The organism is Saccharolobus solfataricus (assembly GCF_900079115.1).
GTDB lineage: Archaea > Thermoproteota > Thermoprotei_A > Sulfolobales > Sulfolobaceae > Saccharolobus > Saccharolobus solfataricus.
In genome coordinates this window covers 410,056-425,038 of record NZ_LT549890.1, presented here as the reverse complement: position 1 = coordinate 425,038, position 14,983 = coordinate 410,056, and the positions used below count along the sequence as shown (strand labels likewise).

The window sequence follows — 14,983 nt, the reverse complement described above, 5'->3', positions numbered from 1 at the left end:
TTAGCTCACCAAGGTATAAACAGACGTATTATTATATGATATTAGCTTAAGATTTTGTAGAATTAATTGTTGAATATTTGATGGTAATTCAATATACCCCGATGGTAATTCAGTCTGTCCAGTAGTTGCAATATACTTCAAAAATAAGTAAATCGCTTCTGCCTTAGACTTATCGGTATAATTTACCTTAATAACTAGCCATGAAAACGTCACTATAGGATAAGCGTTGTGTGCTTTAACGTTTAAGAAGACTGAAAGATATTGAGACAAATCTCTTGTCAATGAAGAAGGAAGCGAAGATAAATTAGCGTTTTGAATTGCGGTCTCAATTGAAGCTTGAGTTGGTAAAACATAATCGCCTGTGGATGGATTTAATACGGCCGCTGGAGTTAAATTCTTCGCTATTGCGTACTGTGCCTCAACATAGCCTATTGAATAAGGATTTTGAGAAACATATGCTGTAACTCCATCACTTCCCTTACCTCCTAATCCGTTTCCAAGTTTATCTACCGGCCAGTTAACGGTATAACCATAACTAACATTTGAACTCCTCCAAGATTGAGATGAGGTGTAAAGCCAATATGTAAAGATAAAGGTAGTGCCGCTTCCATCACTTCTATGAACTGCTATTATTTTTTGATGAGTGAAATTAAAGTGGGGATTTAATGCTTTTATTGCTGGATCATCCCAATATTGAATTTGCCCTAAGTATATCTTTGCTAAAACATCAGCTGTTAAGTTCAAGGTACCAGAAAAGCTTGGAATATTGTATATTATATCCACTGCACCTACAACATCAGGGATTGTGAGAACTTCACCATATTTTTGAGTTAATTGCTGATACAAATTACTGGGCGGAGGAACATCTGTAGCTCCTATGTCATAGGCACCTTGTAAGAAATTATTCACTCCTGCTCCACTACCCACTGCACTATAAGTTACTTGAATTCCATTATAATTTGACTGGAAATCTTTAATCCACACTTGCATTAATGGATTAACAAAAGTAGAACCACCAGCTATAATACTTGCCGAAATTTGTGATGAGGCTGTAGTTTGAGATGATGAAGCTTGTGACGAAGTAGAAAAAGATGAACTTGTTGAAGTAGTTGTAGTGTTATGACCACCTTGGGAATTTATCACGAAAAAAATCCCTGCCACTGCAATAACAACTATTATTAATATTATCACAACTGCCAAAGTTGAAAACCCTTTCATGACCTATCTTGAGATTAACTACTAGAAGTAGGATTATAAACATATTGTATATAATATATAGTATTCTCAATAAGATATAGTAGAATATATAGATTATATAGATTATCTTTTTATATATTAAAAATAGAAGTATGAGTAGAACGTAATGGAAGCTGGAAAAAGCGCAGAGGACGTATTTAACATATCTAGACTATATTTATATATAAACGATAAAGCTATACTGAAAGATATCACTATTAAAATACCTAATAATTCAATATTTGGTATAATGGGGCCTTCAGGTTCTGGAAAGTCAACATTATTAAAAGTTTTGAATAGATTAATAGAGATCTATGATAGTAAAATAAAGGTTGATGGAAAGGTTCTATATTTTGGCAAAGATATCTTTCAAATAGATGCTATAAAACTTAGAAAAGAAGTAGGAATGGTATTTCAACAGCCTAATCCATTTCCACATCTTAGCATTTATGATAACATAGCATATCCGCTAAAGTCACACGGGATCAAAGAGAAAAGGGAAATAAAGAAAATAGTGGAGGAGTGCTTAAGAAAGGTAGGGCTATGGAAAGAAGTATATGATAGGCTAAATAGTCCAGCTTCTCAACTCTCAGGTGGACAACAACAAAGATTAACAATAGCCAGAGCACTTGCGCTTAAGCCAAAAGTACTTTTAATGGACGAGCCTACATCTATGATTGATATAGTTAATTCTCAAGCTATCGAGAAATTAATAACGGAGCTAAAAAATGAAATAGCTATAGTTATTGTGTCACATAATCCTCAGCAAGTCGCAAGAGTTGCTGATTATGTAGCCTTCTTATACAATGGAGAATTAGTAGAATGGGGATCTTCTAATGAAATATTTACCTCGCCAAAAAACGAGTTAACTGAAAAATACGTTATAGGTAGGATAAGTTAGATTTAATTAATTTCTTTGATGAAAACATAGTTAAGTTATAAAAATTTGCAACCTAATGAAAACTTAACTACATCGTGATCTAATCGAAACATAAGCTTTAACTACAAATACAAATTACTCTGCCTCCCTTTAAACGCTTATTATCCCGTAACATTAAAGAATGTTTTACCGTCAACTTGTATTTTTTTGAACTTTATACCATATACGTTGGAAAGTAGATCGTCAGAAAGATCGCTAACTCCTCCATCATATTCCAATTTTCCTTTATTGATCACGATAGCTTTATCAGCATACCTTAAAGTTTCTAGCTCATGAGAAGTAATCAGAAAGGTCTTATGGTTAAACTTCTTTAAAATATTCATCACAAAGAATTTATTTTTAACGTCAAGATTTGAAAGAGGTTCATCCATTATTACATTGTCTCCCTCAGCTAGAGCCTTTGTTACTAAGATTAGTTTTCTTTCACCAGAGCTTAAGGTGGAGAAATCTCTCTCAAGAAACTTCTCCACATTTAACTCCTTTATATATGATTCATAATTAGCCCTTTTTCTACCTGCTTTTAATACATCTAGAACTTTCATACTAGGAGAGAAAAACTCAGCTGGAACGTATGATATTTCACCATCGACTCTTATTTCACCATCATACTTTATCATCCCAATTATCGCTCTTAGTAGCGTAGTCTTACCACTTCCATTTGGTCCTAAAATCACATTAATACCTTTTACTGCACTAAAAGAAATGCTTGACAAAATTAATTTGCCTCCTAATCTTACACTAATATTCCTCAACGTTAACATCTTTTCTCACCAACGCGAATATCATTATTGGAGCTCCCATGATTGAAAGAAGCGCAGTTAGAGGAATAAAATAACCAAATATACCATGAGATAAAATGTTACTTAGAATTAAGATTGTTGAACCTAATAGTGAGGAATACATCACTAGCTGGCTTGTGTTTCCTCCAATTAATCTCCTAATAATATGTGGAACTATTATGCCTAAAAATCCTATAATACCGGCTATTGAAACACAGTAAGCTACTACAAGACTTATGAATAATAGCCAGAAGACTCTCTGCTTATTAGGATTTACCCCTTGAGAATAACTAATCTCATCACTTATTGATAGTAAGTCTATCAATCTAGAATTTGATAGGCTAAAGTAAAGTAAGAGAATGGCAAATAATGATAATATTATGGCATTAAACCAGCCAACTACGCTAATATCTCCCAAGAGCCAAAAGGTAAGTGGGGGTATTTGAGGATATTTAGCGCTCATTACTGATAATATGACCGTTACCAGAGATGAGAAAATGAACGAGACTAAAACACCACCAATCACAAGACCAAGATATCCTGATTTCTTTCCAATCATTATGGTTATCAAGGTTGCTAGCGTTGCAGTGAAGAATGCTACCAAAGGTTGGAAGTATATTATCCATGAAAAGGGCAAATTAAGCATCAGCAGTAAATACGTAAGAACTGCCCCAAAAGCCCCACCAGATGCTGTCCCACTTATATAGGGATCTACGAGTGGATTTCTCAATAACATCTGAAGAACTGCCCCAGATGTGGATAAGATTGCACCTATGAGAATTGCCACAGTTAAGGTAGGTAATCTTATGTTAAGCAATATATAAGCGTAAACTCCGCTAGGATGGAAAATCTCGCTAATCGGTATAGTAACATCACCGTAGAGTAACCCAAGCAAAAACGAAATAATAAATCCTATAATTAAAAAAATACCACTTAAACGAACCATCTAAAACACCGGCAGAGTTACATTAAGATTGTTTATCACCCAATTGTCTGAAATGAAATGTGGCGCCTTTCCCTCAATTATGAGTTTAATAACTTGTATGGAATACACCGAAAGTGGTCCTGGTTCATTTAATAGGTTAGTTGCTAGATTTCCTATTATATAGAGATTACTACTATTTATTCCCTTATATTGGGAAATTAAGTAGTTGGTGTAAGTTAAATTATATACTTCCTGCGCAATTACGACAGAGGGTTTTATTATCAATAGTGGTGACGGGGTTAATAATGGATAGCCAGAGTAGTTCGCAAAAACGTTAATACCGCCCGCTTGAACAATTATGCTATTTATAAAAACGTTCCCGCCAGCGGTGTAGAAACTTAAATCTGGGCATATCCATAATAAATAAGCTACGCTTACATTTCCTGCAGTAGAGAAATCGCTTATTTTCTGATTCATCCAATCTATTAACTGTTGAGCTTTACTAGTTACATTAAAATACTCTCCTACTTTTAATATACAATTTTCTATCTGGGAATAGGTACTTGCAAAATCATTATTCGTAATTAAGACGTTAAGTCCAGCTTCTTTCATTTGCTCTATGTAACTTCCTATAAGCCCTTTTTCAACTACAATAACCGTTGGATGTAATAGTAGCAGGCCAGAAATATTTGGAGGAGATATTTGAGAAAACACTGTAATATTAGATGGTATATCCTTTGTGAGGTTAAGAGATTGCAATAACTGGTATGAATAGTAATCAGTTCCCACTATATATTTACCTAAGCCTAAACTTATTAGAATTTGTGTATCACTAGGTGCTAATGATACAATTCTAAGATTATTGTTAACAGTAGCCGGTTGTAATGTAGAAGAACTCTTGTAATAATAGTAGACGGAAATTACACTCACTACTATAATTATAGCTACTATCGTACCAATCGCTTTTACGCTTGGCATAATGTCTGGATAGACTATCCAAACTATAAATTTTTTGGCTCAGTTAGAATAAGAAAATATTAAATTGAAGTTTATTCTATCGGCTGCCTTAGTCGTATGGTTAAAACTTCATAAACCGAATCACGTAATTTTTCTAAATTCTTTCCAAAGTTTTCTGGGATTCTTTCTTCCTACCCTTTTCCATAAACTTACTTATTAATGCACCAATAAAATATAGGGTAGATAAGGTTATTCCTATTACTGTTTCTATTATACCTCCAGTTGTACCTGGTGAAATTATCCATGCGATAATAAAGGATACTAGAACTCCCCATCTCCAATTTTTAAGCCACGTAATTGACTTTACAACTCCAACGCCCGTTAAGCCGCCCATTATTAAGGGTAGTTCAAAAGACAATCCAGTAGCAATTAGCAATGTCATTACTGTACTTACAAAGGACCTTAGGCCTAAAGTTGGCTCCACTGCAGAACCTAAAGCAGTAGCATATAAGAGTATTATTCTTAACATTAAGGGAATAAGAAGAAAGTAAGCAAAGGCAGAACCTAAGGCAAACAATAAAAAGGCAGGAAATATTATACTCTTGAAAAGTTTCTTCTCATGTTCATATAATCCTGGAGCTACAAATGCCCAAATTTCCCTTACAATGATAGGGATTGTAGTAAATATTGCCAGATACAGGGAAATATAAAAGGATGCGAAAAGTGGATCGAACAAATTTATGATTATCAATTTCACGCCTTTAGGTAGCTCATTATATATGAAAAGCTGTGTCAGTTGTACAGATATACTATCAAATAGAGATGGGTATAAAACGGGAACTTCCGCTAAAACGTATTTAAGACCAAAGAATGGATAAGGTAAATATACTCTAACTAATTCTAAACCCAGCATGAAATATATCATAAAAGTTATTGCGAGAGCAATTAAAATTCTCCTTAATCTGTACGCCAATTCTCTCAAATGTTCTATTAAAGGTCTTTCTTCAAGCTTTTCAACCTCTCTAGTTCTTTCCGTCACTAGCTTTCAGCCTCTCCAATTCCTCTTGTAATCGTTTTATTTGAGCCTCTAATTCTTTAACTCTTTCTTGATTTGTAACCTTTACGTATTTGAAATTAGACCCAGTAAAAGGAGTGTTATTAGTAGCCTCTACACTATTCAATTCCCTCATTAACTCGTTCTTGAATTCGTTTTGTCTTTTCCTTATTTCACCTAAAAACCTCCCTATTGACTTAGTGGTATTTCCAGCATTTTTATCTCCGGCCATCAACAGTATAAACACAACTACCACTACTAAAAAGTCACTTAAGTTGCTAATCATTCCTATCTCACCTAAGTAAAAAAAGTATTTATTATTTTATTGATTCTGCTTAGATTTCTTTAACTCCTCTAACTGTTTCTGTAATTCGGCTATTTGTTTCTCTAGGTCTTGAACATTAGGTTGCTGTTGTTGAACTAACGGTTGTTGAAGGTTTTGTGCTTGCATTTGCTGCAACTCCATTTCGGCCTCTACTCTACCCTTCTTGAACTCTCCAACAGCTCTCCCCATCGATCTAAATAGTTCTGGTATTTTGGATGCTCCAAAGAATAGTACAGCAATTACTACTAGTATTATGATCCAATCGTAAGGGTTTGTTAACATTTTCCCATCCTTATAAGAAAAGTCGTATTGTGAGATTAAAAACTTTGTTTTCATTCGAGTGGGAGGTTAGATAGTATTAAAATAATTCAAACCAATCCGATATTTCACATAATGAATCCAATATCTTTGCATCGTACTTTCTTGCCTCTTCTACATTTAGAGGAACACTACTCCTTACCACTATAATCTCCCTTATTCCAGCTGAATAGTATGCCATTACATCATAGATTGTATCTCCTACTCCTACGCTTTCATTAGGATCTACATTTAATCTTTTAATTGCCTCTATTACCGGCATAGGATTAGGCTTTCCTAGTTTAACATCATCCCCTGTAATTAGGACATCTGGTTCTACATTAATTACCTTTAAAACTTGAACAGCAGAGTTACGCATCGACGAGGTTACCACTGCAATAGGTATTTCCACATCTCTCAAACGATTTATTAGCTCCATTACGCAAGGTTTAGGTTTTGCCAAAGTTTTCACTAATTCGTTATAAATTTCGGTTTTTACAGAAGCCAATTTTTCCGCATGACTCTCCCCAATCAAAATCTTTGCTATGTCTATCGTTTTCCTACCAAGCAAATATCTAATATCCACTTTAACGTCATATCCCAGTTTTCGTAAAGCAATTTCCCAAGCTAATTTGTGAACTTCATCCGTATTCGCTAAAGTGCCATCTAGGTCAAATATTACTGCTTTTCTCATAAGTTATAACCTTACTGGAAATATTAAAGTTTTAACACAGTAAGTCCTAAATATGAATAAAGAGTAGTATAGTTTAATGCAAGTAATAAGGAAACCAACTAGAATGCTTTCTGGCGTTACGATAGTATCGATAATGACTCACCCGCATTCTTGTCCGCATGGAAAGTGTGTATTCTGTCCCGGAGGAGTAGATGTGGATACCCCCCAAAGCTACTATGGTAGAGAACCCACTTTAATGAGGGCAATAGAAAACGATTATGATCCATTCCATCAAGTACAGTCAAGATTAAGACAATATGTTGAGAATGGACATACTCCAAGTAAAGTAGAGTTAATAATAATGGGTGGTACTTTCCTATCATTACCCATAGATTATCAAGATTGGTTTGTGACCTATGCCTTAGAGGCTATGAATAGATTTCCTAGTTATGATAAACCTTCTTTTGTATATTTAGAAGATGCACAAGTGAAAAACGAAAAGGCAGAAGTACGTTGTGTAGGAATGACGATTGAAACGAAACCGGATTGGGCTAAGGAGTGGCACGCAGATCAAATGCTAAGATTAGGTGCAACCAAAGTTGAATTAGGAGTGCAAACTGTATACGATGACATTTTAAAGTTCACCAATAGGGGTCATACCGTAAAAGATTCCATAGAATCTACTAGAATACTGAAGGATTCAGGGTTCAAAGTGGTCTATCATGTAATGCTTGGTCTTCCTAAATCAGATCCTGATAAGGATCTGGAGGCATTTAAGACAATATTTTCTGATCCTAATTTTAGGCCGGATATGTTGAAAATATATCCTACCTTAGTAGTTGAAACTGCGCCGTTAGCGAATTTATGGAGAAGGGGATTATATAAGCCTTATGGTACGGAGACTTTAATTGAATTAATATCTGAAATGTATAGATATATTCCTAAATGGGTTAGAGTGATGAGAATACAAAGAGATATTCCTGCTAATGTAATCTTAGATGGTAACAAAAAGGGAAACTTAAGAGAATTGGTAGAGAAAAAGGTCTTGGAGAAAGGAATTAAGATTAATGAAATTAGATTTAGGGAAGTTGGGATGATGTGGCAACATAGGGGATTATTACCAGATCATACTAAAATTCATCTTTACAAGGAAGTTTATGAAGCAAGTGAAGGTACTGAAATTTTCCTATCTTTTGAGGATGAAAAAGAGATTTTAATAGGTTATTTACGATTAAGAATAACATCAAATAAGGCTCATAGAAAAGAGATAGATGGAAAGACGGCCATAGTAAGAGAACTTCACGTATACGGGATAGAAGTACCTATAGGAAGCTGGGATGAATTGGGTTTCCAACATAGGGGGTATGGAAGTAAGTTATTAAGCGAAGCTGAAAAGATTGCGAGAGAGGAATTCGATATGCGGAAAATTTCTGTTTTATCTGGAATAGGTGCTCGAGAATACTATGCTAAAAGAGGCTATGTAAAAGAAGGTCCTTATATGTCTAAGCAGTTGATTTGATACCGTAATAAAGGGAATTATTTGGCAATAAACTATTTACTCTATATAACTTATAGATTTTTGTAACGAAACCCTTGCTTTCCATTATTCGCTTTAATTCCCAAGGGTAATAAAGTCTATAGAAACGTCTAACCTCTTTGCCGTTTATGAGACTTCTCTTGATTATATATCTTCTTAAGAAGAAAAACTTTAGTTGTACTAACCATACAGTAACCAGTATTTCACCTTTATCTTTTAGCACCCTTTGAGCTTCCCCTAAAGCTTGAGATGGATCTCTCAAATGATGAAGAGACGCTATATAGGCTAGAGAATCAACTGATGAATCTCTAAATGGTAAATATTCCATATCTGCTTGTACTAAATTTTGACATCCTTTTTTACGAGCTTGATTTAATTGATTTAGTGAAAGATCTAAGCAAATAACTAGTCTTCCCTTAAATTGGTCACAATTTTGACCAGATCCACAACCTACATCAATAATCTTATCTCCATTTATCAATTTGACATAAGGATTAGGCTTTCTTCTATACACTATATTATCATATGCATTTATTATATCTTGCTTTAGTACAATATCGCTCTTACCTTCATTCTTACGTATGGAGTTACACCTCCATGTTCCTCGTCAATAAATACCCCTCTATTCTCTCTAGTAACAGCATCAATTGTAACCAGTTCTTGAAGTGGAATTGCAATCTCCCTAAAGAATATTTGTCCTTGGCCTATTTTAACTACACTTCTCGGAGTTATTCTAATACTATTACGTATTAATTCCGACTTCTTAACACCCATGGCAATGTACGCCCCTCTACTTTCATCAATTAGTTCATTAAGAGACCAGTCTCCTTGCTTTACTTCTAAGGAGAAATAATCTGGTTTTGGTAAAATACCTCGTGCGTTCCCTGCTTCACCGTACTTTGAAGTAAGTGTTCCTAAATAATTTGTAATTATCCCATCTCCAATAATCTCTTTCTTCTTTGTTTTTACTCCCTCATCATCAAAGACTGAAAAGGATGAGGAGAATGAATTTAATGGATTATCATAAATTGTAATTTCACTTGATATTTTTTCATTTAATTTCAACTTAGGTGAGTTACCATTTAAAAAATTCCTAAGAACGTAATGGAAAATGGAGGCTACTATTTCAGAATCTAATATGAAAGTTAGTCTGCCACTCTCAGTTAAGACTTGTCTAGATGGAGAAGTAAGTTGGGACTGACTTGCCCTTAAATATTCTACAATTGACGGTATATCTTTAGGGTTACCAGCATATGAGAAATTTAAATCGTTATACTCTACATAGTTTACTACTTTTTCTTCGCGGCACTCCTTAACATCGTGAATTAAGATAGACTTTGAAATTTTCTTGCTTATAACTTTTAGTTGGTCATCTTCATTTAATTTAATATTAGTGAAGAGTCTGGAATACTTTTCCTTATTCGGCCACGCCTTCACTGATTCATGATAAAAGTCTTCACAAATTTCAAACTCCTTTATTTTTTGACTACTCTCTAATCTGTTACCATCATAAACTATCCATTTACCATTAACTAAAGCTCGACTTAACGTATAAGATCTTTTATAATCGATGAGGCTATACCCTTCAACTGAAAATTCAGCCTCTATCACTTCTTCAGAATATTTAACATCTTGCTGTAACATCTTAATATTATTTAATTTATATGCCTCCCTTTTTAACTTTCTCACATAGTAAGATTGTTTACATTTAACTAGCTAAAAGTAATTAGACGTAATAGTTCCAAGCTTTAGTATAATTCTATATACAATAAAAAAGTTTACATAAATTAAATATTACTCTTTTATACGCCCTATAATGAATACTTTTTATAGTAGGAAAGTAAAATATAATATTATGGCATGGGAGATCATATTAACCGCGGATAAAGGGTCTTTTACAGATTATGGGGGTTCAAGTGTATTAGGTTATGTAGCTTGCATGCCATCAAGACTAATACCCAAATTCTTTATGGATAGATTCTTCACTCCAGATGTCCCAGTGGATTCTGAAGGAAGAGCAATAGTAGCACCGTACGCTCTTAGAAAAGTAGAAAGTACGCTTGTTCATGCGGGATTCGATAGCGTTGTAGTAATACCTCCGCACAGACTAGAGAAAGCAATAAACCAGAAGACTAAAGTAGTGGGATTAACAGTTCATGATCCCTTTGGCCTAAATCCAGTTAGCTTTAAGTTAAGTATGATATTTGGAGGTGGTCCTACATGGACAGCCAAATATTTCGAAGAATTTGGAGAAAAGATCTCGAAGCTTAAGTCAAAGTATAATTTTAAAGTAATAGTAGGTGGGCCAGGGAGCTGGGAGTTAACCAAGGAGAATAAGGATTGGGCAGATGTTATATTCATAGGAGAAGCTGAAGCAGATCTACCACGAGTTGTAAAATCCATAATTGATGGACAAGAAGTCCCTAAAGTTGTCTATGGCAAGAATCCAAAGGTAAATGAAATACCACCAATAATAAACCCTGCAAGACTAGGGGAAGTTCAAATAACCAGAGGATGTCCAAGAGGATGTCAATTCTGTCCAATAACCCCTGAAACCTTTAGAACGATACCATTAGACGTTGTGAAGAAGGAAGTTGAAGTTAACATGAGGGCTGGTGTAAAGAGGGTTGAATTTATAACTGATGATGTCCTACTGTACGGTTCACAGAAGTTGAGGGTAAATCACGAAGCTATTACAAAGTTGTTTACCGAAACCATGAATATGGGAGTAGATGGGATATGGTTTCCACATATCTCTGCCCCAGCTGTTAGAAGTAGTCCACAAACAGTAAAGGCTATGTCTGAGATTGCAAGATATGATGAGGATAGAGCTGCTGCTCCAGTGGTTGGACTAGAGAGTGGAAGTGAGAAGATACTAAGTAAGTACATGAGAGCAAAGCCATTCCCTTGGACTCCTAGAGAGTGGAAAGATGTCATACTTGATGCGACTGCGATAATGAACGATAATTACATCTATCCTTGTTACACTATGACAATAGGTTATCCAGAGGAGACAAATGAAGATGTTGATCAATCAATTGATTTAGTTCAGTCCATAATTGATCATAAACTTAAAGCTTGGATATTCCCATTGCCGGTCATACCTATGGGAGTTTCTTATATAAGAAATAATCCATTTCCAGTGTTAGAAAAAATGCCCACCAGATATTGGGATGTACTATACATATCGTGGAAATACGATTTACAGATAACGAGAGAGATGATACCAATTCTCACTGGAGGTATCAAGAACAAATTCGCTCAAAGGACTGTCCAATACATGATAGACAAAATATTCTACAGCATTGAATGGGTATTTAAACAACTAAAAGAGACACAAGGGAAATATGCGTACACTTTCGCAAGTATCAATCTCAATAACACGACGGGAGTGATAAAGGCGATCTACTGGTTATTCAGGTTAGCCTTTAAACCTCTTTGATCTTTTCTACAATTGCATCGGAAATGTTTTTCCAGACAATTTTATAACCTAGATAATCTATAATGTCAACTATATAATTTCCATATTTGTTAACTAATGAAGAAAGTTGCGTATTTGAGAAATCTTCCTTTTTTAGCTCTTCTATAAACGTTTTCTTTATAGCGTAATTTTTAAGTACTATATAATCAGGTCTTTGCATCAACTTGCTTCTAACTATCTTCTCATTAACATTATATTTGGCAGACAGCTCCTTAATCAAGATAATATCGTCATTAACATCACTTAAGTCGATATCCTCGTTAACATTTGCTTGAAAGCCTCTTAAAGCTGAATACAGTTTACCTATATCAATTTTTTTCTTAAATTTTATTACATTTAAAGTATCCGGTATGTAATTTTCGTATGAAAGCTCTTCATTCAAGAGAACTAAAATCGGATATTTGAAGTTTCTCAGTTTCTCTATCTTAGAATTTACATATTCTTTAGTCCAAAATCCCATTATCTCTACATACACTTTGATATTACCTTTACTAAGTACGAAATCCGGAAAATAAAGCCTTTTTTCTATCACTATAGGTTCTGGTTCCCTTACTATATTCCAATCCCTTATGACCCTTCTGAACTCCTCGTAAAACTTTTCCTCAATTGAACTATCAAACCTCTTTTCCATCTCTTCATCATTAATATACTTAAAGAGTTTAGAATAGCCGCTCGAGAGTTCCAGTCTATAGGTTCTTCTTTTATTTTTGCCTAAAACTATATCAGCTATAATAGTCCACTTATTCTTAGAGACTAAAAACGGTACTAATGCAGCTAAATTTCTCCCATATTTCTCTGTCATCTTTACTAGGGACAATGGACCAAAAATCTCTATTCTAAGCGGATTTTCATACGCTAAATACATTAATCCTAGCATTTTTATTCTTCTCGCGATTTCTTTCCAGCCATCACTAACGGAAACTGTAACCTTATACGCGTTGAAAATAATGGTTTGCAAAAGGGAAAGATTATATATTTTTAATAGATCTTCTGGAGAAAATTTAGGGAGTTCCACTATTTTCTTTTCAACGTCAAGGTCTTCATACATAGCCTTTATGGGATCAACGTGAAAAAGGTCACCGACCTCTTTTAATACTCTCTCCTTATCGTTCTCCTCTAATACTGGACCCCTACTAAATAATTGCCTACGCAATTCTATATAATCGATCTTAGTCGCACTTTCAACGATACAATATCTTAGATAAATTTTCCCTAATCCCTTGACTAGTTTATAATCATATATTTTAGATAAATATTTTAAATCTTCTAGAATATCACCAACTTTTGCTCCTATTTTAAACATGTCAATGACTTCCTTTGCTACATCTATGTCAGAATCTGTAGCAAATAGTGGAATTATCCTCTGATTTTCTATCTTAAACCTAGCTAGATCAGAGGTTAGCATTTTGTCTTCGCCTTTTACTTAAATTATAATCACTAGTACCTTTAGTTATTATTTCTATCAATCTAGCTTTTTTATTCTCTTTCTTCCTTAAGATTCTACCTAACCTCTGTATGAATTGCCTAGAGGTTCCATAACCTCCTAGAACTATACCAATAGAAGCATCTGGAACGTCAATACCTTCATCGAGGACACTAGAAGTTACTATTACATTGTATTTTCCAGATCTAAATTTCTCCAGAATCTCTATCCTTTCTTGCTTATTCGTCTTGTATGTAACTGCAGGAATTAAGAATAGTCTTGATATCTCGTATACCATTGACGTATTTCTAGTAAATATTATAATTTTCTCACCATTTAGCTCCTTGAGCAAGTCTTTAAGCTTCTCTAACTTTGCCTTGGAATTTACAGCTATCTTGAGAGCTTCATGCCATGCTAATAATGCCTCTCTAGCTTCCTTATCCTTAACTGCTAGCCTAAGTAGCCTATTGAAATCATTCAATGACTTTAACTTAAGATTACGTTGAGATAAAAATTTCTTTAGGATTCCTCTATAGTGCCTATATAATTTCTCTTCGTCTTCAGTGAGATTTACGTATATACGTTGAATTTCAAAACTTGAAAGATATTTTCCGACTAGGTTAGAAACTGTAATCCTATATACTAAGGGCCCAACGAGTGATGGATACAGTTTGTGTCTTCCGTCACTTCTTTCTGGCGTAGCAGTCAAGCCTAATCTATATGGGGCAGCTAAACCTTGAGCTATTATGGAATATCCTTCTGAAGGTAGATGATGAACTTCATCAAAAATTACTAATCCAAATTTATTTCCTATTTTCTCTAGCTGAGTGTACGCTGAATCATACGTAATTACGGTTATTCCCTTAAGTTCATCATATCCTCCCCCTACCCTCCCCGCCTCAACTCCAAGTAACTCTCTTATATTTTCATACCATTGCTGTAATAAATCGATTGTAGGCACTATTATTAGTGTAGCAAGCCTAATCAGAGCTATGGCCTTCAATCCTATTACAGTTTTTCCACCTCCAGTGGGAATCACTATTATCCCTAGCTTACTCTTTAACCATGCATTCAAAGCCTCTTGCTGATATTCCCTTAATTTTATTCGATCTACAATCAAAGGAAAAGGTAATAACTCTAGGACGCTATCCTCAACTTCAACGTGAGACCTCTTATAGTAATAAAGGACTTCTCGATACTTGTTTGCTTGGCCTATATAGCACTTAAACTCATCATTCCAGCTTAAACCGGGAGCTGAAAAATCGGATAGTAATAAACATTTAAAGTATCGTAATCGTACCACGATATAATGAATAGTTTTCGCAGTTATAAAGGGAGATGTTTAGAAATGTTTAA

Annotated in this window: 15 protein-coding genes; 3 read left to right on the top strand and 12 right to left on the bottom strand. The window is 34.5% G+C overall.

All coding sequences use genetic code 11. The features are described 5' to 3' along the window. Complete coding sequence (gene pstS, locus SSOP1_RS02455) at positions 1-1,218, bottom strand: phosphate ABC transporter substrate-binding protein PstS (protein ID WP_010923004.1); 1,218 nt, start codon at positions 1,216-1,218, stop codon at positions 1-3. A 145-nt stretch (positions 1,219-1,363) separates the two neighbouring features. Between pstS and SSOP1_RS02450 the strand changes: the two genes are divergently transcribed. Beyond that, the gene (locus tag SSOP1_RS02450) at positions 1,364-2,137 is read left to right on the top strand and encodes an ATP-binding cassette domain-containing protein (RefSeq protein ID WP_010923003.1); all 774 of its coding nucleotides are present in this window, start codon (positions 1,364-1,366) and stop codon (positions 2,135-2,137) included. A gap of 140 nt (positions 2,138-2,277) precedes the next feature. Here the strand turns inward: SSOP1_RS02450 and SSOP1_RS02445 are convergent, their stop codons facing one another. From SSOP1_RS02445 to SSOP1_RS02415, 7 genes are all read right to left on the bottom strand, one after another. Beyond that, positions 2,278-2,937 (bottom strand): ABC transporter ATP-binding protein, encoded by a 660-nt coding sequence (locus SSOP1_RS02445; protein ID WP_010923002.1) that lies wholly within the window; start codon positions 2,935-2,937, stop codon positions 2,278-2,280. Beyond that, positions 2,915-3,901, bottom strand: coding sequence for a FecCD family ABC transporter permease (locus SSOP1_RS02440; RefSeq protein WP_010923001.1), 987 nt, complete (start codon positions 3,899-3,901; stop codon positions 2,915-2,917). The genes SSOP1_RS02445 and SSOP1_RS02440 overlap by 23 nt, the downstream gene beginning before the upstream one ends. Continuing rightward, positions 3,902-4,858: an ABC transporter substrate-binding protein gene (locus SSOP1_RS02435; RefSeq protein ID WP_010923000.1), complete on the bottom strand. Its 957-nt coding sequence runs from the start codon at positions 4,856-4,858 to the stop codon at positions 3,902-3,904. Positions 4,859-4,991: 133 nt separating this feature from the next. Then, complete coding sequence (tatC, locus tag SSOP1_RS02430; RefSeq protein ID WP_010922999.1) at positions 4,992-5,876, bottom strand: twin-arginine translocase subunit TatC; 885 nt, start codon at positions 5,874-5,876, stop codon at positions 4,992-4,994. Then, positions 5,860-6,177: a twin-arginine translocase TatA/TatE family subunit gene (locus SSOP1_RS02425; protein ID WP_010922998.1), complete on the bottom strand. Its 318-nt coding sequence runs from the start codon at positions 6,175-6,177 to the stop codon at positions 5,860-5,862. Before SSOP1_RS02425 ends, tatC begins: the two co-directional genes overlap by 17 nt. A 36-nt stretch (positions 6,178-6,213) precedes the next feature. Continuing rightward, positions 6,214-6,498, bottom strand: a complete 285-nt coding sequence (locus SSOP1_RS02420; RefSeq protein WP_039698596.1) for a twin-arginine translocase TatA/TatE family subunit — start codon at positions 6,496-6,498, stop codon at positions 6,214-6,216. Positions 6,499-6,574: 76 nt separating this feature from the next. Beyond that, positions 6,575-7,207, bottom strand: a complete 633-nt coding sequence (locus tag SSOP1_RS02415) for an HAD family hydrolase (RefSeq protein WP_010922996.1) — start codon at positions 7,205-7,207, stop codon at positions 6,575-6,577. Between the two features lie 76 nt (positions 7,208-7,283). Between SSOP1_RS02415 and SSOP1_RS02410 the strand changes: the two genes are divergently transcribed. Continuing rightward, positions 7,284-8,705 carry a tRNA uridine(34) 5-carboxymethylaminomethyl modification radical SAM/GNAT enzyme Elp3 gene (locus SSOP1_RS02410; protein ID WP_010922995.1) on the top strand — a complete coding sequence of 474 codons (1,422 nt, stop codon included), beginning with the start codon at positions 7,284-7,286 and terminating at the stop codon, positions 8,703-8,705. Here the strand turns inward: SSOP1_RS02410 and SSOP1_RS02405 are convergent. Further along, positions 8,689-9,237, bottom strand: coding sequence for a class I SAM-dependent methyltransferase (locus tag SSOP1_RS02405; protein ID WP_010922994.1), 549 nt, complete (start codon positions 9,235-9,237; stop codon positions 8,689-8,691). The two genes, SSOP1_RS02410 and SSOP1_RS02405, sit on opposite strands and share 17 nt — an antisense overlap. 32 nt (positions 9,238-9,269) lie before the next feature. Further along, a complete protein-coding gene (locus tag SSOP1_RS02400) occupies positions 9,270-10,412 on the bottom strand; it encodes a metallopeptidase TldD-related protein (protein WP_010922993.1) in 1,143 nt (380 codons plus the stop codon). Between the two features lie 127 nt (positions 10,413-10,539). Between SSOP1_RS02400 and SSOP1_RS02395 the strand changes: the two genes are divergently transcribed. Continuing rightward, positions 10,540-12,165 (top strand): B12-binding domain-containing radical SAM protein, encoded by a 1,626-nt coding sequence (locus tag SSOP1_RS02395; protein WP_010922992.1) that lies wholly within the window; start codon positions 10,540-10,542, stop codon positions 12,163-12,165. On the opposite strand, the gene bax1 is transcribed toward SSOP1_RS02395, so the two are convergent. Both bax1 and SSOP1_RS02385 read right to left on the bottom strand, forming a co-directional pair. After that, entirely contained in the window at positions 12,152-13,609 is a 1,458-nt protein-coding gene (gene bax1 / locus SSOP1_RS02390) for an endonuclease Bax1 (protein WP_010922991.1), read from the bottom strand. The genes SSOP1_RS02395 and bax1 overlap by 14 nt on opposite strands. Further along, positions 13,596-14,930: a DEAD/DEAH box helicase gene (locus SSOP1_RS02385; RefSeq protein ID WP_010922990.1), complete on the bottom strand. Its 1,335-nt coding sequence runs from the start codon at positions 14,928-14,930 to the stop codon at positions 13,596-13,598. Before SSOP1_RS02385 ends, bax1 begins: the two co-directional genes overlap by 14 nt. Positions 14,931-14,983 lie beyond the last annotated feature (53 nt).